The organism is Rhodococcus sp. S3, from assembly GCF_058211795.1.
The window spans coordinates 780,685-803,024 of the sequence record NZ_CM177074.1 but is presented as its reverse complement, the minus strand read 5'-3'; the positions used below and the strand labels follow the sequence as shown (position 1 = coordinate 803,024).

The window sequence follows — 22,340 nt, the reverse complement described above, 5'->3', positions numbered from 1 at the left end:
GAAGAGGCTCAGCCGAAGCGGCCGGAGATGTAGTCCTCGGTGGCCTTCCGGCTGGGGTTCGAGAAGATCTTCTCGGTGTCGTCGATCTCCACCAGACCACCCGGACGACCGGTCGCCTCGAGGTTGAAGAACGCCGTCTGGTCGCTCACACGCGCGGCCTGCTGCATGTTGTGCGTGACGATGACGATGGTGAAGTCCTTCTTCAGCTCACCGATCAGGTCCTCGATGGCCAGCGTCGAAATGGGGTCGAGAGCCGAGCACGGCTCGTCCATGAGCAGCACGTCGGGCTGGACTGCGATGGCGCGGGCGATACACAGACGCTGCTGCTGACCACCGGACAGGCCACCGCCCGGCTTGTCGAGGCGGTCCTTGACCTCGTTCCACAGGTTGGCGCCGCGCAGCGACTTCTCGGCGATCTCGTCGAGGCTCTTGCGGTCGCGCACGCCCTGCAGCTTGAGGCCGGCGACGACGTTGTCGCGGATCGACATCGTGGGGAACGGGTTGGGACGCTGGAAGACCATGCCGATCGTCTTGCGCACACCGACCGGGTCGACGTTCGGATCGTAGATGTCCTCGCCGTCGAGGAGGATGGATCCTTCGACGCGGGCACCGGGCGTCACCTCGTGCATGCGGTTGATCGACCGGAGCACGGTGGACTTGCCGCAACCGGACGGGCCGATGAAGGCGGTGACGTTCCGCGGCGGCACGGACAGCGTCACGTCGGCCACGGCGTGGAACTTGCCGTAGTAGATGTTGACGTCCTTGAGATCCAGACGCTTGGCCATTACCGGCTCCCTACTGGTGTATCGATGTGAGAAGAGGTCTGTGGGTTACTTCTTGCCGACCTGCGAGTACCGGCTGATCAGCTTGGCCGCGATGTTGAGGACCGCGATGACCAGGATCAGGGTGAGCGCGGCGCCCCAGATGCGCTGCGAACCGGCGTCGGTCGGGTTGTTCATCTCGGCGACCATGACACCCGGGAGGGTGCCCTGCTCACCGCCGAACAGGTCGAAATTGATGAAGGGCGCGTAGCCGACGAGGATCAGCAGCGGCGCCGTCTCGCCCATGACGCGGGCCAGGGCGAGCATGATGCCGGTGATGATGCCGGCGAGCGAGGTGGGCAGCACGATGCGCGCGATGGTCTTCCACTTGGGCACACCGAGCGCGTAGGACGCTTCGCGCAGGTCCTGCGGGACGATGCGCAGCATCTCCTCGGTGCTGCGCACGACCACCGGCACCATGAGCAGCACGAGTGCGAGCGCCACCGCGAAGCCCGACTTGGGCATCCCGAAGGTCGACACCCACAGTGCGTAGATGAACAGCGCCGCGACGATCGACGGGACACCGCTGAGGATGTCGACCATGAACGTGGTGATCCGGCCGAGCCGCGACCTGCCGGCGTATTCGACGAGGTAGATCGCGACGAAGACGCCGAGCGGGATGGAGATGATCGCACAGACGAGTCCCTGCAGGAGGGTGCCGACGAGGGCGTGGTAGATGCCACCGCCCATCGACGAGGACGTCAGTCCGCTCAGCGAGTGCGTGAACCAGGTCGGCGAGATCAGGGCGGGCAGGCCCTTGGCGACGACGGTGAACAGCACCCAGGCCAGCGGGATCAGCGCGACGACGACCGACAGCGTGACGAGCACCGTGGCTGCGGTGTCCTTGACGCGGCGACGTCCGCTGACCCGCTGGAAGGCCGGGGGCTTGACCGGCGAGGAGAGTGCGGTGGTCGACGTGGTGGTGGTCGACATGGGTCAGTCCTTCTTTCCTGCGACGATCATGCGCGCGGCGGCGTTGACCACGAAGGTGAGCACGAAGAGCACGAGACCGGCGGCGATGTAGGCGCCCGCCTGGATGTCGTTGTTGAACTCGGCGTATCCCAGCGCGATCTTGGACGCGATGGTCGCGCCGCCGTCGAACAGCGACCAGGAGAACGCCTGCGAGGTGGTGCGCAGGATGAGGTACAGCGCCATCGTCTCGCCGAGCGCGCGGCCGAGACCGAGCATCGAACCGCTGATATAGCCGGACTTGCCGAACGGGATGACGGTGGTCCGCACGACCTCCCAGCGGGTCGCGCCGAGCGCGAGCGCGCCCTCGATGTGGGCCGTCGGGGTCTGCACGAACACCTCGCGGCTGACCGCGGCGATGGTCGGCAGGATCATCACGGCGAGGACGATGCCGGCGGTGAAGATCGTTCCGCCGCCCACGATGGAGCCGCTGCCGGTGGCGAAGAGCGGAAACCAGGCGAGGTTGGTGTTGAGCCATTCCGCGACGGGGCGCAGGAACGGGGCGAGGACGAGCATGCCCCACAGTCCGTAGACGATCGACGGGACCGCGGCGAGCAGGTCGATGACGTACGCGAGCGGTTTCCGGAGCCGGTCGGGCGAGTAGGAGGTGAGGAAGATCGCGATGCCCAGCGCGACGGGCATGGCGAGGAACAGCGCGAAGAAGGAGACGAGCACCGTCACCTGGAACAGGTCGAGGACACCGAACGCCATGTCGGTGATGTCCTGCGTGATCCAGTCACGGCTGGTGAGGAAGTTGACCTGGTTGCGTTGCAGTGCCGGGACGGCGCGCCAGACGAGGAAGACTGCGATCGCGCCGATGATCACGGAGATCAGGACCGCGGAGCCGGATGCCAGGGAGCCGAAGATTCTGTCTCCCGGCCGCACGACTGCCTTGCGTGCCCGGTCCGGGGATGGGGGTGGGGTGCTGATCGTGTCCTCCGTGATGCCGGTTGCACCGCCCGTTCCTGAGCGGGTCGGTTCGTCGGCCGCGATGGAGACCGACGTGTTGTGCGCGTCACTCATGTGCGCTCGCAATCCTTCTCAGCGTATTCGTCAGGAACGGGCGGGTCGATGATCCCTCGGTCACTCACCGGAGCGAGGGATCGGCGGGTCATCCGGCGGCGATGGCGTCGATCGACTCGGTGAGGCGGGTCTTGAAGGCGTCGGGCAGTGGGACGTAGCCCTGCTCGGACAGGCCTTCCTGACCCTCGTTCGCAGCGGAGATCAGGAACGACTTGACGGCCGCTGCGGTGTCGGCGTCGTAGCCGGCCGAGCACACGATCTCGTAGGTGGCCAGCACCAACGGGTAGGCACCCTCTTCGGAGCTGCCGAAGATCGACGACAGGTCGAGCGTGAGGTCGCCCTCGGAGGCCGGGACGAACTCGGCACCCTCGATGGCCTTGCCGGCGGTCTCCTCGGTCAGCTCGACCGGTCCGGAGCCGTTGTCGATCTTCGCGATGCTCAGGTTGTTCTGGTCGGCGAAGGACTTCTCGACGTAGGTGATGGAGTTCGGCGAGCCGGCGACGGCCTGCGCGACACCCGCGGATCCCTTCGCGCCCTCACCGACGCCGCCGGTGAAGTCCGAACCGGCACCCGAGGTCCAGGCGCCGTTCGACGCGGTCTCGAGGTACTGCTGGAAGTTGTCGGTGGTGCCCGACGAGTCCGAACGCACGATCGGGGTGATGGCCGCGTCGGGCAGCGGGGCGCCCTCGTTGAGCGCGGCGATGGCCGGGTCGTTCCACTTGGTGATCGAGCCGTTGAAGATCTTCGCGGTCGTCTCGGCGTCCAGCACGAGATCGCCGACACCCTCGACGTTGTAGGCCAGGGCCACCGGACCGAAGACCAGCGGCAGGTTCCATGCGGGGTTGCCGGCGCAGCGCTCGGCGGCCTGGGCGGCCTGCTCGTCCCCGATGGCCGAGTCGGAGCCGGCGAAGTCGATCTGGTTCGCGATGAACTGCGTGCGGCCGTCGCCGGAGCCGGTGGGGTTGTACGCGACGTTGACGGCCGCGTCCTTCTGGGAGCACACGGCGATGTAGGTGGAGACGAACTGGTCCATCGCGTTCTTCTGGGCCGACGAGCCCGCACCCGACAGGGTGGACTTGCCCTCGCAGGTCGCGGCGGAGTCGGACGCGTCGACGTCGACCGAACCGGAATTGTCGTCGGTACCGCACGCCGAGAGTGTGAGAGCTGCGGCGGCCACCACACCGAGCAGAGCGCCGTTGCGCTTGAAGTTCACCTGTTCTCCTCCGAGAAGTACTTCACACGACCGCCGCACCGGGCGGCGGCGGCCTCGTGGCGCGGGCGACGCCGGCGCCGGGTCTGCAGTACTCGACCCGCTAGTGAAGTTAGGAGGAGACGATGGACACTCGGACGACCGAAGGTTAACGGCGGATGAACACGCCGGATACACCTGGCGATGGTGTTGCGACCATCACTCGAATCCCGTCCGCGATCGGCGTGTCGGATGGCAGTGTGCGCCTCTTACGCGGTTCGTCCACGGCGCGACCGGAGGTGTTCAGGCCCGGGCGTAGGCGACGTCCACGTGGAAACGGTCGAAGCCGAGCTTGCCGTAGGTGTTCAGTGCCGCGGTGTTGTCGCCCTCGACGTAGAGCAGGACGCCGGGCAGACCCCGGTCGCGGAGGTAGTGCAGGCCCGCAAGGGTGAGCAGGCGACCGAGCCCACGACCCTGCGCGGACGGGTCGATACCCACGACGTAGACCTCGCCGAGCTGCGGGTCGGACGCCGTGGCCGGGTGCACCTTGGTCCAGTGGAAACCGAGCAACTTCTCGGGCTCGGCGGGATCGAACGCGAGGAACAGGCCCTCGGGATCGAACCAGGACTCGCGTCGGCGTTCCTCCACGTCGGCGGCCGTCCAACGCCCCTGCTCGGGATGCCATTCGAAGGCCGCCGCGTTGACGCGGAGCAGTTCGGCGTCGTCCTGCGGGCCGCCGTAGGTGCGCAGCAGCACCGAGTCGGGGACCTCGAGGGCGGGAAGATCGTCCTGTTCGAGGGAACGACGCAACTGGAGGAGTTCGCGGACACCGGTCAGGCCGAGACGGCGCGCCACCGCCTGCGCGGCGGGCAGGTCGCCGTGCGCCCACACGCGGGTGTCGTCGCCGCCCTCGGTGAGTGCACGTTCGACGAGTTCGCGGCCGAGTCCGTGCCCGCGCCGCGGCGGGTCGACGACGACTTCGGCCATGGCCGGATGACCGTCCTGAGCAGGCACGACGTTCGCGTAACCCGCGACCTCACCGTCGTCTCCGAGCGCGACGAGATGCCGGGCCGCACCGTCCCGTCCGAGGGAGTGCACCGCCTGTTCGGAGATCGGCGCGGTGCCGTCGGTCTGCGTCGCGCGCGACAACACGGCGCGGACGGCCTCGGCGTGGTCGGCGGACAGATGGTCGACGAATTCCGTATCGGTGCTCACGGAACGAATTGTGCCCCGGACTCCCCTGCGCCCGAGTCACCCGCGCCGGAATCCCCCGCGCGGGGGTCGTCGAGAAGCGTGTCGTCCACATCGTCGTCGTCGACATCGGGAGTGGCGTTGCCGCCCTTGCCGACGCGGTTGGACGGACGCACCGCCTTGTAACCGACGTTGCGGACCGTTCCGATGAGCGCTTCGTGCTCGGGGCCGAGCTTCGCGCGCAGGCGTCGGACGTGGACGTCGACGGTGCGCGTACCACCGAAGAAGTCGTAACCCCAGACCTCCTGCAGCAACTGGGCGCGGGTGAAGACCCGGCCCGCGTGCTGGGCGAGGTACTTGAGGAGTTCGAATTCCTTGTAGGTGAGATCGAGGGGACGTCCGCGCAGGCGGGCGGTGTAGGTGCCCTCGTCGATCGTGAGTTCACCGAGGGTGATCTTGCCGGTGTTCTCCGGCCCCACCGCGACACCCGAACGGCCCATGAGCAGTCGCAGGCGCGCGTCGAGTTCGGCCGGCCCGGTGGTGGACAGCAGGATGTCGTCGAGTCCCCATTCGGGGTTGACGGCCACGAGCCCGCCCTCGGTGAGCACGGCGACGACGGGCACTGCCGACCCGGTGCTGCCGAGCAGTCGACACAATCCTCGCGCGGCCGCGAGATCGGAGCGGGCGTCGACGATGGCGATATCCGCCGAACCCGCCTCGAGCAGCGACGAAACTTCTGTAGGAGCCGGCCTGACCGAATGCGGGAGCAGCGCCAGGGACGGCAGGACCGCATCCGGATTCGGGTCGGAGGTCAGAAGGAGCAGCTCCACCGGGCCTCCAGTTCTTCGCGCGACCAGCGCGGATAGGGGTCGTAAACGTCGTGCAACAGAGTAACGCCCCGATTGTTACCGCTATGTAAGCACGAGAATTCCGTGGGCGGCCTCGGAGCGGACGGGCGCGGTCCGGCGGACGACGCGTCCGACACAATGGTGGGCGTGCGCAAACTGATCTTCGGTCTCGTAGTCCTGCTCGGACTCGCGGTCCTCGCCGACTTCGGCGCGGCGGCGTGGTCGGAATACCGCGTCTCGCGTGCGTTGCGGGAGGGTGGCGTTCTCGAGTCCGATCCGGCGGTGACCATCCACGGCTTCCCGTTCCTCCTCCAGGCCCGCGACGGCCACTACGAGAACGTCGAGATCGTGGCCGACAACGTCCACACCGATCTGCTCGGGGACATCACGGTCGAGGCCAATCTGATCGGTGCGCACGCCGAGGCCGGTGAGCTGCTCGACGGGTCGATCCGGTCGGTGCCCGTCGACCTGCTGTACGGCCGCGTCATGCTCGACGCCACCGAGCTCGGACAGCTCTACGGTATCCCCGACCTGCAGGTTTCCGCTCCCCCGGCGAGCAAGTCCGACGGCACGGGCGGATCCGGTGGCTCCGGGCCGACGACCGCCGGTGGGGTCGTCCTCACCGGCACGGTGCCCGTCGGGCCGGTGGAGGCGACGGTCAGCGTCCAGGCCGATCTGGTGCTCGACGGCGACCGCGTCCACGTCGTCGCGTCGGATCTCTACTTCGGCCCCGAGGGACGCGCCGACTTCTCGGTTCCCGACGTCCTGAAGCCGGCGGTGCTCGGACTGTTCACGACGACGATCGAGCCGCAGAATCTTCCCTTCGGCGTGCGGCCCACCTTCGTCGAGGCGCGAGGTTCGCGGATCGTCATCGAGGGCGAGGCCCGCGACGTCGTCATCGATCTGCAGGAAGTGCAGACCCCCGCATGATCGCAGTGATCGTCCTCATGGTCGTGATAGTCGCCACACTGGCGGTGGGCACGGCCCTGCGCACCCGTTCCGGCACGCTCCGCGCCACCGGCGTCGATGCCTCGACGGCCAGCCACGAACTCGATCCCGCGCTGGCCACGGCGGGTGTCGGGGACGGCGTACCGGTGGTCCTGCATTTCTCGGCACCCTGGTGCGGACCGTGTGCTGCCGTGCGCCGCGTCATCGTGCAGGTTCTCGACCGCGATCCGGATTCGGCACGCGAGGTCGAGCTGGATCTCGACGAAAATCCCGTCCTGGCACGCACACTCGGCGTGCTCTCGCTGCCCACCACCTTCGTCTTCGACGGCGAGGGACGCGAACGGTTCCGCGCGTCCGGCGTTCCGTCCGCCGACGACCTGCGCACAGCCCTGTCGTCGTTGTGATCCCGGGGGTCCACCCCCGAGGTGACGTGCGTTAAACTCCCTCGCGTGCAGAACCGCCACGAGCTGATGCTCACCCGACGCCGCGCAGTCGATCTGTGCCGCCTCGGTGGCTGTTGTTGTCCCTGCTGAACGCATCGACGGGCTCGTCCCGATCCTTGCGGCATCGATGCCGCTCCACCCGATGCGTCGCCCCGCGGTCGTATGAACACCCTCCGCCCAGCGAATCAGAATCCAGCAGGAGATTCCCCATGTCCGTATCCACTCCCCACACGCCAGGCCGGCAGGTCGACGTCCGTGGCCCGCGTTTCGCGGCGTGGATCACCACCGGCGTCCTCGTCCTCGCCCTGGTCGTCGCCACCTTCTCCCCCGTCGCAGCGGCCGTGATCCTGGCCCTGCAGACGATCGTGTTCGCTCTCGGAGCGGCACTCGGCCCGCGACGCAGCCCGTACGGTGCGCTGTTCGCGAGGCTCGTCGCTCCCCGCCTCGGTGCTCCGATCGAGACCGAGCCGGTGGAGCCGCTGCGGTTCGCGCAGCTCGTCGGATTCGTCTTCGCCCTCGTCGGAACGGTCGCGTTCTTCGCCGGCGCGATCGTCGTGGGCTCGGTGGCCGCAGGCTTCGCATTGTTCGCGGCGCTGCTCAACGCCGCCTTCGGCGTGTGCCTCGGCTGCCGGACCTTCCCGCTGGTCGCCCGAATGCGTCGCGTGCCCGCCTGACCGGCGGTCACCGAACTCGACATCCCACACCTCCACTGGCACGGACCCTCGCACGGGTTCCGGTCACGGAAACCTCCCGGATTCCCTCACCGAAAGGAACACCCATGGCTCGCTCCGACGTCCTGGTCTCCGCCGACTGGGCAGAGCAGAACCTCACTGCGCCGAAGACCGTCTTCGTCGAGGTCGACGAGGACACCTCCGCCTACGACGGTGGCCACATCGAAGGTGCCGTCAAGCTCGACTGGCGCAAGGACCTGCAGGACGCCGTCCGCCGCGACTTCCTGAACCGTGAGCAGTTCTCCGAGCTCCTCTCGCGCAAGGGCATCGCCAACGACGACACGGTCGTGCTCTACGGCGGCAACAACAACTGGTTCGCCGCCTACGCCTACTGGTACTTCAAGCTCTACGGCCACCAGGACGTCAAGCTCATCGACGGCGGCCGCAAGAAGTGGGAGCTCGACGGCCGTCCGCTGTCGAAGGACGAGGTCACCCGCCCGGCCACCGAGTACAAGGCCGCCGAGCCGGACTACTCCATCCGCGCCTTCCGCGACGAGGTCATCGACTCGATCGGCACCAAGAACATCGTCGACGTGCGTTCGCCCGACGAGTTCTCCGGCAAGATCCTCGCTCCGGCGCACCTGCCGCAGGAGCAGGCGCAGCAGCGCGGCCACGTCCCCGGCGCCATCAACATCCCGTGGAGCACCACCGCCAACGAGGACGGCACCTTCAAGTCGGACGAGGACCTCGAGAAGCTGTACGCCGAGAAGGGCTTCGACGACAGCAAGGAGACCATCGCCTACTGCCGTATCGGTGAGCGCTCGAGCCACACCTGGTTCGTGCTCCAGGAGATCCTCGGCAAGAAGAACGTCAAGAACTACGACGGCAGCTGGGTCGAGTACGGCTCGCTCGTCGGTGCACCCATCGAACTGGAGGTCAACTGATCATGTGCGGCGCCCCTGTCCAGACCCAGACCCTGCCCGCCGGCGTGGACACCGAGAAGGAGACGGTCATCACCGGCCGCGTCCTGAACGCCGACGGTGAGCCCGTGGGCGGCGCGTTCGTGCGCCTGCTCGACGGCACCGACGAGTTCACCGCCGAGGTCGTCGCCTCGGCGACCGGCGACTTCCGTTTCTTCGCCGCCCCCGGCGACTGGAAGATCCGCGCCCTGTCGAGCTCCGGCAACGGCACCTCCACCGTGAGCCCCACCGCTCCCGGCGTGCACAACGTGGACGTGACGGTCGCGAAGTAATCCGGCCGGAACACCTCGTCGAAGGGCTCTGCTCCACCAGGAGCGGAGCCCTTCGTCGTACCGGAAAAGCGGTTGTCTAGAATGACCGCGTGGTCATCTTCTTCGAAATTCTGCTGGTCGCCGCGGCGCTCCTCATCACCTGGTTCGCGCTGTACACCATCTACCGCGTGGTCTCCGACGGATCGTGACGAACGACGGATCGGACGCCCAGCGGCGTAGCGGCGACGAAGCGATCGCCCGGGCCGCCGAGCGTGCTCGCGTCACCGCCGAGCTGAACATCCCCGTCCTTCCCGGGCTGCCGGGCGCCGAGGACACCGCGAACCTGCGGCTCGGCCCCGACCTGAGCCCTGCCCTGCTCGCCGTCCTCCCGATGGTCGGCGTGTGGCGCGGCGAGGGCGAGGCCAACGATCCCGAGACCGGCGACTACCCGTTCGGTCAGCAGATCACCGTCGCCCACAACGGCGGCGCGTATCTGGTGTGGGAGTCGCGCACGTGGCGTCTCGACGAAGCGGGTGCGTACGTGGGCGAGGATCGGCGCGAGAGCGGCTTCTGGCGCGTGTCCGGAACGGGCGCGCCCGACAGCGACGATCCCGAGACGCTCGAACTGCTGCTGACGCACAGCTCCGGCGTCGTCGAGCTGTACTACGGCACCGCGCTCACCCAGTCCTCGTGGGAGCTCGCGACCGACGTCGTGATCCGCACCAAGTCCGGTGAGGTCGTCGGCGGAGCCAAGCGGCTCTACGGCATCGTCGACGGTGGCGACCTCGCCTACGTCGAGGAGCGCGTCACCGCCGACGGCGAGCTGAAGCCCCGGATGTCCGCCCGCCTGTCACGCCATATCGGCTGACCGGGCCTCCTACTTCCGACCCGAACGGTCCGGGCCTGTTCCCCAGTGAGGGAACAGGCCCGGACCGTTCTTCTCTCAGTCCTCTTCGACGACCGTCGTGCCGGTGGCACTCCTCTTGTCGGCATACCCACCGTTGCCTCGTGCACCGAGCGCGTCGGGTTCGCCGGCATGGACCCGGTGGACTCCGGCGTCCTCGGCATCCTCGGCGGCGTTGCCGTCCTCGCACTCGTCGGGGATAGCCCTCGTGTGGATGACGACCTCAGGTGCCGGTAGTTCCTGAGCAGCCTCGAGTTCCTCTGCCGACCGCACCTCGGGCCACTGCCGGGTGATCGGCTCCGGCCGCTCGCCCAGATCCTCGCGGATACCGCGCACCAGGCTGTACATCATGATGAAGCCCATCACGAAGAACGGCAGGCCCACGACGGTGATGACCTGTTGCAGGGCGTCGAGCCCGTCCTTACCGGTAGCGACGAGCATGGTCGCTGCGACCAGGCCCATGAGCACCGCCCAGAACAGGCGCTGGTGGATGGGCGCCTTCTCCTCGTGCCCGGAGGCCATCATGTCGAGCACCATCGACGTCGAGTCCACCGAGGTGACGAAGAAGATCACCACCAGGATGATCGCGATGCCGGACACCAGGCCGGTGAGCGGGAAGTTGCCGAGGAACTCGAACAAGGCACCCGGGATGTCGCCGGCGTCCACGACACGTTCGACGAGTCCACCCTCGCCCTCGAGCTCGATGTGGAACGAGCCCATCCCGAAGATGCTGAACCAGATCACCGAGAACAGCACGGGCAGACCGAGGACACCGCCGACGAACTCGCGGATGGTGCGGCCTCGCGAGATGCGAGCGATGAAGATACCGACGAAGGGCGACCAGGTGATGGTCCACGCCCAGTAGAAGACGGTCCAAGTGTTCTGCCAGCCCGAGTCGGCGAAGGTGTCGTTCCAGAACGCCAGGCGCGGCAGGGCCTCGGCGTAGATCCCGGCAGACTCGATCATGCCCTTGAGCAGGAACAGACTCGGTCCGGTGACGACCACGAAGACCAGCAGCATGACGGCCATGCCGATGTTGATGTTCGACAGGCGTTTGATGCCCTTGTCGAGACCGAGGGCGACCGAGATGCCGGCCATCACCGTCACGAGCGCGATGAGGGCGATCTGGACGACCCCGGATTCCTGGATGTCGAACAGCTGCGCGAGACCGGCGTTGATCTGCAGGGTGCCCAGGCCGACCGAGGTCGCGACACCGAAAACCGTGCCGATGATCGCGACGACGTCGATGGTCTTGCCGATCGGGCCGTAGATGCGGCCCCCGAGCAGGGGCGCGAAGATCGAGCTGACGCGCGGCGGCAGGTGCCGCTTGTAGATGAAGTAACCGAAGCCCAGGCCGGGCAGGGCGAAGATCGTCCAGGTGTGCAGTCCGAAGTGGTAGAGCGCGAAGCCCATGGCCTCTTCCGCGGCCTCCACGGACTCCGGCTCGACGTCCTGCATGGGCGGGTTCGCGAAGTGGGAGATCGGCTCGGCGACACCCCAGAACATGAGGATCGTGCCGATACCGGCGGCGAACAACATGGCGAACCACGCCAGAGTCGAGTGCTCGGGTCGCTCGTCGTCACCGCCGAGCCGGACCCGACCGTAATGAGTGAAGGCGATTCCGACGAGGAAGAGCAGGAAGGTCGTGACGCCCAGGATGTAGAACCATCCGAGGTTCGTCATGATCCAGTTGGACGCGGTACTGAAGATCGAATCGACGCCGTCGGTGAACAGGATCGTGAGTACGACGAAGAGCAGCGCGATGAGCGCAGAAGAGAAGAAAACCCCCGGTGACGTGCGCAATCTTAACGAATCGTGAGCTTTTTGAAGTATCGGCACCAAACCGGTGTACCCAAAACGGACGAACTTGCACACCCGAAACGCCGATCTTGCCCGAAATGCGAACAGCCCCCGAGCCGCACCACCGCACGGATCGCTCCGCAGTCGGCGGTCCCGATCGGACGGACCGGGGACTCGGGGGCCGGGTGACTACCTGGGATTCGCCAGCCGCGCGCGGTCGGTGAATTCCGTCGTCGGCAAGCAGCTAGCGGGTAGCCACCTCACGCGTCCGAATATCAATCACTTCCAGACCACCTCCTTCCTCGTGTACCAGCGAAACTACGCTTCGTTCACGAGGCGGGCAACGCATTTTTCTCGACGCGAACGACCAGGTCGGCGGCGGTATCCGCGGGCAGGCGGTGGGTGACCACCACGACGGTGCGCTCGGGGCCGACCAAGCGTGCGTCGCGGTCCAGGAGGAGTCGCTGCATCAGGTCGGCGCTCTCGTCGTCGAGATGTTCCGTGGGTTCGTCGAGCAGCAGGATCCGTGCGGGCGACAGCAGAGCCCGGGCCAGCAGGAGGCGACGGCGCTGCCCACCGGAGACCGTGCGGGCTCCGGCCCCCAGGACGGTGTGGACTCCCTGCGGGAGTCCGTCCACCCACTCCCCCAGCCCCACGGTGCCGAGGGCGGCCAGTGCTTCGCCCTCGTCCACGTCGCCCCGCGCGACACGCAGGTTCTCGAGGATCGACGTGTCGAACAGGTGGGCGTCCTCCGCGAAGAAGCCGATCTTCCGGCGCAGGGCCGCGGGATCGATGTCCGCGAGGTCGACATCGTCGAGCGTCACTGCGCCTCCGCGTGGGGCGAGCAGGCCCGCGAGCGTCATGAGCACGGTGGTCTTGCCGCTGCCGCTGCCGCCCACGATCGCGACGCGACAGCCCGGCCGCAGGTCGAGGTCGACCGGTTCAGTGGACGGTCCGCCGGGCCATCCGCCTCGCAGACCCACCGCACGTAGCCGGCCGGGTCCGTCGGCCGGTTCGGTGCCGTGCGGCACCGTCCTGTCGGCGCGGTCGAGCATCTCCGTGATGCGACCGGCCGCCAGGCGTGCGCGATTGAGGGTCTGCGCGGCTGCCGGGAGGACGGCGGTGGCCTCGAACGCCGACAGCGGCAGCAGGACGAGGATGCCGAGTGTCGTCGGGCTCATGGCCGCCGGACCGGAGCCGAAGACGGCGATACCGACGAGGAGGGCACCGAGCACACTCGCGCCGACCGCGAGGGGTGCGGCCGCGTCGGCGAACGCCGCGGGGACCGCAGAGCGGTCGGTGGCACGGACGGAGGCGACGTTCGCGGCGCGGGCCCGCCGGGTGAGTGTGTCGAGCCGTCCCGCGACCCGCAGTTCCGCCGCGTGGTCCAGCACCGTGACCGCGTCCTCGGTGAACCGGGTCCGTGCGGCGTTCGCATCGGCGTCCGCGCGGGCCGCGGCGCGGGCGGACAGCCACGGTGCGAGCAGTCCGGCGACGAGCAGCGCCGCGGCGAGGACCACGCCGGCGGCGGGAGCGATGACGGTGAGGGTCACGACCGCCGCGAGGGAGAGCACGGCCGCGACGGCGATGGGCACGAGTGCGCGCACCACGACGTCGCCGAGAGCGTCGACGTCGGCACCGGTGCGCGCGAGCAGGTCGCCGCGTCCCAGGCCCAGGGTGGCGGCCGGGTCGCCGTCCGCGAGTCGCCGGTAGAGATTCGCGCGGGCCGAGGTGGTGCCGCGCAGCGCGGTCTCGTGCGTTGCGAGTCGTTCGAAGTAGCGGAACAACCCGCGGGAGATGCCCAGCGCCCGCACCGCGACGACCGCGACGGTCAGGTCCAGGACGGGCGGCATCTCCCATGCCCGCACGATCAGCCACGCCGAGAGACCGGCGAGCAGCAGGGCACTGCCGAGGGTCGCGACTCCGGCGAGGACGGCGAGCAGCACTCGGCGCGGCTCGAGTTCGAGCAGGGCCATCGCCCGGCGCAGATCCTTCATCGGGACACCTCCGTCGGCCCTGCGTGGACGGTGACGACCTCGTCCGCGATGGCGAGCAGGGTGGAGCGATGCGCGACGACCACCACGGTGCGGCCGGCCGCGGCGAGCCCGCGCAGCGTGGACAGGACGGTGGCCTCGGTGTCCTCGTCGAGGTGGGCCGTGGGTTCGTCGAGCAGCAGGACCGGGCGCGGGGAGGCGAGGGTGCGGGTGAGCGCCAGTCGCTGACGTTGGCCGAGCGACAGGCCCGTGCCTCCGGTCCCCACGACGGTCCGCCAGCCGTCCGGAAGTTCGGCGAGCACGCTGTCGAAGCCGGTGGCGGCGCAGACGTCGTCGAGTTCGGTGGTCTCCGGGTCGACACCGGTGAGTCGCAGGTTGTCGGCGAGCGTGCCGGGCAGCAGCACCGGCCGCTGCGGAAGCCACGCAACCTGCGACCACCAGTTCTCGTCGCCCGCGACGGGACGTCCGTCGACGGTGACGGTCCCCTCACTCGGCTCGGCGAGCCCGAGCAGCGCCAGCAGGGCGGTGGATTTGCCGGCCCCGTTGGCGCCGGTGAACGCGGTGATCCGGCCGGGACGGCAGATCGCGTCGAGCCGGTGTGGGGCGCAGCCGTCGCGGCCGGGCACGGAGACGCCGTCGAAGGCGATCTCGCAGTTCGCGACCCGGCCGGTGCCGATCGCGTCCGTGGGGGCGTGACGCGAGGAGGCGTCGTCCGGCACCGAGTCGAGCACGGCGAACGCCTTGTCTGCTGCCGCCATCCCGTCCTCGGCGGCGTGGAACTTGTTGCCGACGGTGCGCAGCGGGAGGTAGGCCTCGGGCGCGAGGATCAACGCGATGATGCCGGCCTCGAGGGGCATCGACCCGTAGACGAGCCGCATGCCGATGCTCACGGCGACGAGGGCGACGGACAGCGTCGCGAGGAATTCGAGGACCGTGCCGGACAGGAACGCCACGCGCAGGGCCGACATCGTGGTCGCGCGGTGCTCGTCGCCGAGTTCGCGCACGCGATCGGCGGGCCCCTTCTCACGACCGAGGGCGCGCAGCGTGGGAAGACCCGCGAGGAGGTCGAGCAGTTGCGACGACAGTGTCGTCATCGCGCGCAGGGTGCGGTCGGCCTTGCCCTTGGTGAGCAGGCCGATGAGGATCATGAAGATCGGGATGAGCGGCAGCGTGATCACGACGATGACCGCCGAGGTGAGGTCGTGCAGGGCGATCACGACGATCGTCACCGGGGTGAGGATCACGGCCAGCAGCAGCGCCGGCAGATAGCCGGTGAGATATTCCTTCAGCCCGTCGAGTCCGCGGGTGAGAACCACCGCGATCTCGTCGCGTCGCGGGTCGAGTTCGCGCGGGGGCAGATTCGCCGCGGAATCGAGGACCTCGTGTTCGAGTTCGGCGACCACGCGGGTCGCGGACCGGTGCGCATACCGCGACTGCAGCCACGTCACCGCGACCCGCACGACGATCGCCGCCGCTAGGATCGCCAGTTCGGTCGTCCGGTCGCCGACGGACCGGGCGTCGGTGGTGATGACGCCCGCGAGGACCCGTCCGATCATGAGTGCGGTGACGACGACCATCACGACGTCGACCACCGACGTGACCACGGTCAGGACGAGATATCCGCGGGCTGCGGCCGAGTAGCGCCACAACCGCGGGTCCACCGGACCCCGCCGGCGCGCGGGCGCGTCGGCGGGGGCGGCGGACTGCGTCATGCTCGCTTCGAGCCGATCTTCAGACCGATCGAGTGCGGGATGTGGTCGGTCGACAGACGCTGACGGAACACCCAGTACGTCCAGCCCTGGTAGGCCAGGACGACCGGGGTCATGAACGCTGCGGCCCACGTCATGACCTTCAGTGTGTACGGGCTCGACGACGCGTTCTCGATCGTCAGCGACCAGGACGGGTCGAGGGTCGACGGCATGACGTTCGGGAACAGCGACGCGAACAGCAGCACCGAGGTCGCGGCGATCGCGACGGTGGTGAACACGAACGCCCAGCCCTCACGCGCGACGGCGGTCAGCGCGACCACCGCGAGCAGGGAGATCGCCGCCACAGCGACGAGCGCGATCGTCCAGCCCTTGCCGTAGGCGAGCTGGGTCCACACCACGAACGCACCGGCCACGAGGACGGCGGGCACGGCCAGTTTCCGCGACATCGCCACGGCATCCGTCCGGACCTGTCCCTCGGTCTTGAGCGCGATGAACACCGCGCCGTGCAGAGCGAAGACCAGCGCCGTCGTCGCACCGCCGAGCAGGGCGTACGGGTTCAGCAGGTCGAAGAACCCGCCGACATACTGCTTGTCGGCGTCGATCGCCACGCCGCGCACGATGTTCGCGAACGCCACACCCCACAGCACGGCGGGCACCCACGAGCCGAAGATGATCCCCCAGTCGCAGCGGCGACGCCAGGTCGGATCGTCGACCTTGCCGCGCCATTCGATGGCGCACACGCGCACGATCAGGGCGAGCAGGATCAGCAGCAGCGGGAGGTAGAAGCCGGAGAAGAGGGTCGCGTACCACTCGGGGAACGCCGCGAACAGCGCACCGCCCGCGGTGATGAGCCAGACCTCGTTGCCGTCCCAGACCGGACCGATCGTGTTGAGCAGCACCCGGCGCCGGGTGTCCGCCTCGACGGTCCTACCGCGGCCGAGCACCGGGAAGTGCATGCCGACACCGAAGTCGAACCCCTCGAGGACGAAGTAGCCGGTGAACAGTACTGCGATGAGGATGAACCAGATTTCCTGAAGTCCCATGTCCGCCCACTCCTAGTACGCGAAGGACAGCTGCTTCGGCTGCGTGTCGTCGGTGTCGTCGTCGGAGCCCGGCGGCTGCGCGTCGTGCTCCTGCGGGCCTTCCATCGCGTACTTGCGGATGAGCCAGAACCACACCACGCCGAGCGCCGCGTAGACGAGAGTGAAGGCGATCAGCGAGGTGAGCACCGTTCCGGCCGCGTGATCGGAGACACCCTGATCGACGGTGAGCCGGATCATGTCCACGCCCGTGGGGTTCGGATGAACCACCCAGGGCTGTCGGCCCATCTCGGTGAAGATCCAGCCCGCGCTGTTGGCGAGGAAGGGCGTGGGGATCGCGACGAGCGACAGCGTCGAGAACCACTTCTGGTCGGGCACCCGGCCGCCGCGGGTGACCCACAGCCCGGCCAGGGCCAGCGCCGCGGAACCGGCGGCGAGGCCGATCATCGCGCGGAACGACCAGTAGGTGACGAACAGGTTGGGCTTGTAGTTGCCGGGGCCGAATTCCTGTTCGTACTGCGCCTGCAGGTCCTCGACGCCCTGGAGGGTCACGCCGCTGAACTCGCCCTCTGCGAGGAACGGGAGAACGAACGGCACGTCGAGGACGTGAATGACGCCGTCGCAGTCGTTGTGCGTGCCGATCGTGAGGATCGAGAAGTTGGGGTCTGTCTCGGTGTGGCACAGCGACTCGGCCGAGGCCATCTTCATCGGCTGCTGCTCGAACATGAGCTTGGCCTGGACGTCGCCGGTGACGAACAACCCGATGCCCGAGACGATCATGACCATCAGGCCGAGGCGGGTCGCGGGGCGGAACAGTCCGCGGGCATCGTTCTCGAGGCGCTGGGCCTCCTCGGGTTCCGAGGTGCGGAGCTCGGCGGCGCGTCGCATGTTGCGGACCATCCACCAGCCACCGATGCCGGCGACGAAGGTTGCGGCGGTGAGGAATCCGCCGGCGACCGCGTGGGGGAAGGCCGCGAGTGCGGTGTTGTTGGTGAGCAGTGCCCAGATGCTCGTCAGCTCGGCGCGTCCGGTCTCGGGGTTGTAGGTGGCGCCGACGGGATGCTGCATGAACGAGTTCGCCGCGATGATGAAGAAGGCGGAGGCGTTCACGCCGATCGCGACGAGCCAGATGGTCGCGAGGTGAACGAGTTTCGGCAGGCGCGTCCAGCCGAAGATCCACAGGCCGAGGAAGGTCGACTCCATGAAGAAGGCGACGAGGCCTTCGAGGGCGAGGGGTGCGCCGAAGACGTCGCCCACGAAGCGGGAGTACTCGCTCCAGTTCATGCCGAACTGGAATTCCTGCACGATGCCGGTCGCGACACCGAGCGCGAAGTTGATCAGGAACATCTTCCCGAAGAACTTCGTGAGGCGGTACCAGTGGTCCTTGCCGGTGACCACCCACATCGTCTGCATGATCGCGACGAGCGGCGCGAGGCCGATCGTCAACGGCACGAGGATGAAGTGATACACCGTCGTGATCCCGAACTGCCACCGGGACAGATCCAAGACATCCATTGCCACTCCGAGGTGAGGCCCGGGTCGATACGGAAATCCGAGCGGGGCCGACGCTGCGGTTCTCGTTCGCAAAGACACGCCGATAGTACTGCTCCGGCCTTGCTACTACCGAATGTAGTAGCGATTGCGCGAAGTGGAACACGTTCGTGTCGCCCGACACATCGGACTCACGTCACATCGGATACGGATCACCCGCGGGGACACACCCCGCCGCTACTCAGGAAGCTGTATCGACCGATTCGCTCACGAAGCGGCGTCGACCGCCTCGTCGACGAGGCCTTCGATCTCGCCCTCCTGGACCCGCGAGACCAGCGCGTGCCCGTTGAGCGTGTGCACCCGCACCGCGAGCGCCACGCTGGAGATCAGCCAGAGACCGTCGGCGACGACGAGATCCGCCGGGCGCAGCGGCTCGTACCGGACCGTGAAGTCCCGCTCCCCCGCCAGGTCGAACAGTGCCTGCTGCGTGGTGCCGGGGAGGATCCCCTGCTCCGGCGGCGGAGTGAGCAACGTCCGGCCACGCGCGACGAGCACCGTCGACCGCGGACCCTCGAGCACGTAGCCCTCGGCACTGACGAAGATCACGTCGTCGGCGCCGACCGACTCGGCGTGACGCAGTGCCGCCATGTTCGTCGCGTACGACAGCGTCTTGGCACCGAGGAGCTGCCACGGCGCCTTCTGCGCCAGATCGGTCGAAAAACCCCGTTCGAGGGTCACCACGGACACGCCGTCGCGCCGTGCGATGCCGACACGCTCGGCCACCGGCGTCACGAGTAGGAAGGCCGTCGGCGTGTCGGCACCCTCACGACCACGCGTGTAGACCAGGCGCAGCACGCCCTCCTGCTCGGCGCCCCACTGTTCGAGTGCCACGTCGACGGCGAGCCGCCAGTCGTCGCGATCGGGTTCGGGCAACTGCGCGGCGGCCGCGGACGCCGCGAGCCGGGCGAGATGCAGATCGAGCGCACGCGCCCGGCCTCCTCGCACGAGCAACGTCTCGAACACCCCGTCGCCACGAAGAACACCGAAATCGTCGGCGTGCAGAAGGGGTGCGTCCGCATCCCTCACCTCGCCGTCCAGCGTCACCAGCACCCGCTCAGCCATGGCGCTCAGCCTAGCCACTGGCAGACCTGTCGGCCGGTTCCCCATAGACTGGTGTCGTGACCGAGTCTCCGATCGTGTCCGAAAGCGCCCTTCTCGCACTTCCCGGCGCAGTCGCCTCGCCTTCCGGCGGGCCCGATGCCGGACTCCCCTGGCATTACGGCGACCCGCTCGGCGAGCAACGTGCCGCCGCCACATCCGCCGCCGTGGTCGACCGTTCCACCCGCTTCGTCATCGCCGTTCCGGGCGACGAACGCCTGAGCTGGCTGCACACCATCTCCAGCCAGCACATCGCGTCGCTCCCGGACGGCACCTCCGCCGAGAACCTGAGCCTCGACGCGAACGGCCGCGTCGAGCACCACTTCGTGCAGACCGACCTCGACGGCGTGACGTGGATCGACACCGAAGCCGACCGTGGACCCGACCTGCTCGCGTTCCTGAAGAAGATGGTGTTCTGGGCGAAGGCCGAACCTCGCGACGGCAACGAACTCGCGGTTCTGAGCCTCCTCGGACCGGACGCCGGCAGCCCCGCCGTGCTCGCCGCACTCGGGATCGACGCGCTGCCGGCCGAACCCTATGCCGCCGTCGCCCTGCCCGCCGGTGGCTTCGTGCGCCGCATGCCGTGGCCCACCGAGCACTCCTTCGACCTCCTGGTGCCGCGCGAGTCGCTCACCGCGCTCTTCACCGCCCTGCGGGACGCCGGCGCGCGTCCGGCCGGCAGCTGGGCGTTCGAGGCCTTGCGCGTCGAAGCGGTCCGTCCCCGGATCGGTGTCGACACCGACGAGCGCACCATCCCCCACGAGGCCCGCTGGATCGGCGGACCCGAGCAGTACGGTGCCGTCCACCTCGACAAGGGGTGCTACCGCGGCCAGGAGACCGTCGCGCGGGTCCACAACCTCGGCAAGCCCCCGCGACATCTCGTCCTTCTCCATCTCGACGGCTCGGCCGACGGACGACCCGAGACGGGCGACGACATCACCGCCGGAGGTCGCGCGGTCGGGCGCATCGGCACGATCGTCGACCATCACGAGCTCGGGCCGATCGCGCTCGCGCTCGTCAAGCGCACCATCACGCCCGACACGGCCCTCGTCGCAGGACCGTGCGCGGCGTCCATCGACCCCGACTCCATCCCTCCCGACGACGGCATCCAGGCAGGAAGGGCGGCGGTCGACCGATTGCGCGGCCGGTGACCGCCGAGACGGCCGGCACGCAGCCGGCGACCTCGGGGACCGTCGCAGCGGTCTGCGTCGTGCACACGCTGCACGAGACCGGACTGCGGCGTAATCCCGTCACCGCGATCGACAAGCGTCCCGTCGACGGGCCGGTGCACGTCGGCGAGCTCGGACTGACCGGCGACCGCCAGTGCGACACCGCCAACCACGGCGGCGTCTTCAAGGCCGTCTACGCCTTCTCGCAGGACGAGTCGCGTCGCTGGGGTTCCGAACTCGCCCGGGAGCTGCCCGTCGGCTGGTTCGGCGAGAATCTGCACGTCGCCGGGTTCTCCCCCACCGACGCCGTCATCGGCGAGCGGTGGCGCGTCGGCGACGGTGGTCTGCTCCTCGAGGTGACCGGCCCTCGCACCCCCTGCCGCACCTTCGCGATCCGTTCGGAGGAGGACGACTGGGCCACCCGGTTCGTCGCCCGCGGCGACTGCGGCGCGTACCTGAAGGTGATCTCCGAGGGACCGGTGGCCGCCGGCGACCGCATCGTCGTCGAGCACGTCCCCTCCCACGGGGCCACGGTGCGCGGTCTGTTCACCGGACAGGGCCACGAGCGGGTCGCCGCGATGCTCGAGCAGCAGGCCGACATCGCTCCCAGCGTCGCCGACAAGGCCCACCGTCTCGTAGGACGGGCACGGAAGGGAGAGAGCGGTTGAGCGTCGAACTGGTCGAGGTGGTGCGCTCGGGCTTCCGGGAGTGCGTCCACCGCGGGTCGCTGATCGTCCTCGATCCGGACGGCGAGGTCCTCGTCTCGCTCGGCGAGGTGCACACGCCGATCTACCCGCGGTCGTCGAACAAGCCGATGCAGGCGGTCGCGCTGCTGCGCGCCGGCTTCGTCCCACGCGACTCCGCCGAACTCGCGATCGCCACGGCCTCACACGAAGGTGAGGGCGACCATGTGGAGGCCGTCGAGCGCGTCCTGTCCGGTGCCGGTTTCACCGAGAAGGACCTGCGCTGCCCGACGGATCTGCCCGGCAACGAACTCGCGCGCGCCGAGGTGCTCGCCGCCGGACGCACACCGCGGTCGATCTACATGAACTGCTCGGGCAAGCACGCGGCGATGCTCGCGGCGTGCGCGGCGAACGGCTGGGACACCGACGGCTACACCGACGCGGGACACCCGCTGCAGCAGCTGGTGACCGAGACCATCCTCGAACTGACCGGCGACATCGAGGACACCGATCTCGGCATCGACGGCTGCGGTCTGCCGATCGTGCCCGTCCCCCTGTTCAACCTCGCCCGCGCCTACTCGCGGCTCGCGACGGCGGAGACCGGCACGCCCGAACGCGCCGTGGCCGACGCGGTGCGCGAACATCCGTTCCTGATCTCCGGTACCGGCAAGGACGACCTGAAGCTCATGCGTGCGGTGGGCGGGCTGCTGTGCAAGGCGGGCGCCGACGGGATCCACGCCGGTGCGCTGCCGGACGGCACGTCCTTCGCCTTCAAGATCGACGACGGGCACGAGCGGGCACGCCTCCCGCTCACCGCGGCCCTGCTCCATCGCCTCGGGGCGGGTGCCGCCGCGAACGCCGCGACCTTCGATTCCGAACGGCTGGCGGTGCTCTCGTCGGCGCCGGTGTTCGGTGGTGGCGTGCGAGTCGGCACCGTCCGGGCCGTCCCGGGGGTGTTCTGAAGGGCATCTTTATCACATTTCAACAGCATTCATGCAGGTCGGGTCGTTATGAGGCGTAACGGACACCGGCCCAGCCGGGTGTGTGGAGGCGCAGCC

At 68.6% G+C, this 22,340-nt stretch carries 22 protein-coding genes; 10 read left to right on the top strand and 12 right to left on the bottom strand.

Features of this window, described 5'->3' with window-relative positions; genetic code table 11:
- Positions 1-8: 8 nt before the first annotated feature.
- The 6 genes from pstB to AC0LPE_RS03700 all read right to left on the bottom strand — a co-directional run bounded on the left by pstB (position 9) and on the right by AC0LPE_RS03700 (position 6,023).
- The gene (pstB, locus tag AC0LPE_RS03725; RefSeq protein WP_016695573.1) at positions 9-785 is read right to left on the bottom strand and encodes a phosphate ABC transporter ATP-binding protein PstB; all 777 of its coding nucleotides are present in this window, start codon (positions 783-785) and stop codon (positions 9-11) included.
- A 45-nt stretch (positions 786-830) separates the two neighbouring features.
- A complete protein-coding gene (gene pstA / locus AC0LPE_RS03720) occupies positions 831-1,754 on the bottom strand; it encodes a phosphate ABC transporter permease PstA (RefSeq protein WP_016695574.1) in 924 nt (307 codons plus the stop codon).
- 3 nt (positions 1,755-1,757) lie between these two features.
- Positions 1,758-2,813 carry a phosphate ABC transporter permease subunit PstC gene (gene pstC / locus AC0LPE_RS03715; protein WP_016695575.1) on the bottom strand — a complete coding sequence of 352 codons (1,056 nt, stop codon included), beginning with the start codon at positions 2,811-2,813 and terminating at the stop codon, positions 1,758-1,760.
- Between the two features lie 88 nt (positions 2,814-2,901).
- Entirely contained in the window at positions 2,902-4,026 is a 1,125-nt protein-coding gene (gene pstS / locus AC0LPE_RS03710) for a phosphate ABC transporter substrate-binding protein PstS (RefSeq protein WP_160873753.1), read from the bottom strand.
- Positions 4,027-4,305: 279 nt separating this feature from the next.
- Positions 4,306-5,217, bottom strand: coding sequence for a mycothiol synthase (gene mshD / locus AC0LPE_RS03705; protein ID WP_490605626.1), 912 nt, complete (start codon positions 5,215-5,217; stop codon positions 4,306-4,308).
- Entirely contained in the window at positions 5,214-6,023 is an 810-nt protein-coding gene (locus tag AC0LPE_RS03700) for a winged helix-turn-helix transcriptional regulator (protein ID WP_423659405.1), read from the bottom strand. Before AC0LPE_RS03700 ends, mshD begins: the two co-directional genes overlap by 4 nt.
- Positions 6,024-6,188: 165 nt before the next feature.
- On the opposite strand from AC0LPE_RS03700, the gene AC0LPE_RS03695 reads away from it, so the two are divergent.
- The 7 genes from AC0LPE_RS03695 to AC0LPE_RS03665 all read left to right on the top strand — a co-directional run bounded on the left by AC0LPE_RS03695 (position 6,189) and on the right by AC0LPE_RS03665 (position 10,202).
- Entirely contained in the window at positions 6,189-6,971 is a 783-nt protein-coding gene (locus AC0LPE_RS03695) for an LmeA family phospholipid-binding protein (RefSeq protein ID WP_081314531.1), read from the top strand.
- Positions 6,968-7,393: a thioredoxin family protein gene (locus AC0LPE_RS03690; protein WP_088897474.1), complete on the top strand. Its 426-nt coding sequence runs from the start codon at positions 6,968-6,970 to the stop codon at positions 7,391-7,393. Before AC0LPE_RS03695 ends, AC0LPE_RS03690 begins: the two co-directional genes overlap by 4 nt.
- A gap of 21 nt (positions 7,394-7,414) precedes the next feature.
- The gene (locus AC0LPE_RS03685) at positions 7,415-7,522 is read left to right on the top strand and encodes a putative leader peptide (RefSeq protein ID WP_367652172.1); all 108 of its coding nucleotides are present in this window, start codon (positions 7,415-7,417) and stop codon (positions 7,520-7,522) included.
- Between the two features lie 119 nt (positions 7,523-7,641).
- Positions 7,642-8,106 (top strand): DUF4395 domain-containing protein, encoded by a 465-nt coding sequence (locus AC0LPE_RS03680; protein ID WP_088897475.1) that lies wholly within the window; start codon positions 7,642-7,644, stop codon positions 8,104-8,106.
- A 104-nt stretch (positions 8,107-8,210) separates the two neighbouring features.
- A complete protein-coding gene (locus tag AC0LPE_RS03675; protein WP_016695582.1) occupies positions 8,211-9,047 on the top strand; it encodes a sulfurtransferase in 837 nt (278 codons plus the stop codon).
- A gap of 2 nt (positions 9,048-9,049) precedes the next feature.
- The gene (locus tag AC0LPE_RS03670; RefSeq protein ID WP_006551801.1) at positions 9,050-9,355 is read left to right on the top strand and encodes a DUF1416 domain-containing protein; all 306 of its coding nucleotides are present in this window, start codon (positions 9,050-9,052) and stop codon (positions 9,353-9,355) included.
- A gap of 184 nt (positions 9,356-9,539) precedes the next feature.
- Positions 9,540-10,202 carry a heme-binding beta-barrel domain-containing protein gene (locus tag AC0LPE_RS03665; protein WP_490605625.1) on the top strand — a complete coding sequence of 221 codons (663 nt, stop codon included), beginning with the start codon at positions 9,540-9,542 and terminating at the stop codon, positions 10,200-10,202.
- Positions 10,203-10,277: 75 nt separating this feature from the next.
- Here AC0LPE_RS03665 and AC0LPE_RS03660 read toward each other — a convergent pair whose 3' ends face one another.
- The 6 genes from AC0LPE_RS03660 to AC0LPE_RS03635 all read right to left on the bottom strand — a co-directional run bounded on the left by AC0LPE_RS03660 (position 10,278) and on the right by AC0LPE_RS03635 (position 19,394).
- Complete coding sequence (locus tag AC0LPE_RS03660) at positions 10,278-12,041, bottom strand: BCCT family transporter (protein WP_229567060.1); 1,764 nt, start codon at positions 12,039-12,041, stop codon at positions 10,278-10,280.
- Between the two features lie 326 nt (positions 12,042-12,367).
- Positions 12,368-14,035: a thiol reductant ABC exporter subunit CydC gene (gene cydC / locus AC0LPE_RS03655; RefSeq protein ID WP_085469202.1), complete on the bottom strand. Its 1,668-nt coding sequence runs from the start codon at positions 14,033-14,035 to the stop codon at positions 12,368-12,370.
- Positions 14,032-15,744 (bottom strand): thiol reductant ABC exporter subunit CydD, encoded by a 1,713-nt coding sequence (gene cydD, locus AC0LPE_RS03650; protein WP_059384263.1) that lies wholly within the window; start codon positions 15,742-15,744, stop codon positions 14,032-14,034. The genes cydC and cydD overlap by 4 nt, the downstream gene beginning before the upstream one ends.
- Positions 15,741-16,784 (bottom strand): cytochrome d ubiquinol oxidase subunit II, encoded by a 1,044-nt coding sequence (cydB, locus tag AC0LPE_RS03645; protein ID WP_490605624.1) that lies wholly within the window; start codon positions 16,782-16,784, stop codon positions 15,741-15,743. The genes cydD and cydB overlap by 4 nt, the downstream gene beginning before the upstream one ends.
- A gap of 12 nt (positions 16,785-16,796) precedes the next feature.
- Positions 16,797-18,296, bottom strand: coding sequence for a cytochrome ubiquinol oxidase subunit I (locus AC0LPE_RS03640; protein WP_490605623.1), 1,500 nt, complete (start codon positions 18,294-18,296; stop codon positions 16,797-16,799).
- 243 nt (positions 18,297-18,539) lie between these two features.
- A complete protein-coding gene (locus AC0LPE_RS03635) occupies positions 18,540-19,394 on the bottom strand; it encodes an aminodeoxychorismate lyase (protein WP_490605622.1) in 855 nt (284 codons plus the stop codon).
- Positions 19,395-19,450: 56 nt separating this feature from the next.
- On the opposite strand from AC0LPE_RS03635, the gene ygfZ reads away from it, so the two are divergent.
- Genes ygfZ through AC0LPE_RS03620 form a run of 3 tightly spaced genes read left to right on the top strand, consistent with a single transcriptional unit; the run spans position 19,451 to position 22,244 of the window.
- The gene (gene ygfZ, locus AC0LPE_RS03630) at positions 19,451-20,581 is read left to right on the top strand and encodes a CAF17-like 4Fe-4S cluster assembly/insertion protein YgfZ (RefSeq protein WP_059384267.1); all 1,131 of its coding nucleotides are present in this window, start codon (positions 19,451-19,453) and stop codon (positions 20,579-20,581) included.
- Positions 20,578-21,267, top strand: coding sequence for an MOSC domain-containing protein (locus AC0LPE_RS03625; RefSeq protein ID WP_490605621.1), 690 nt, complete (start codon positions 20,578-20,580; stop codon positions 21,265-21,267). Before ygfZ ends, AC0LPE_RS03625 begins: the two co-directional genes overlap by 4 nt.
- A complete protein-coding gene (locus AC0LPE_RS03620; RefSeq protein ID WP_106200610.1) occupies positions 21,264-22,244 on the top strand; it encodes an asparaginase in 981 nt (326 codons plus the stop codon). The genes AC0LPE_RS03625 and AC0LPE_RS03620 overlap by 4 nt, the downstream gene beginning before the upstream one ends.
- Positions 22,245-22,340: the final 96 nt, after the last annotated feature.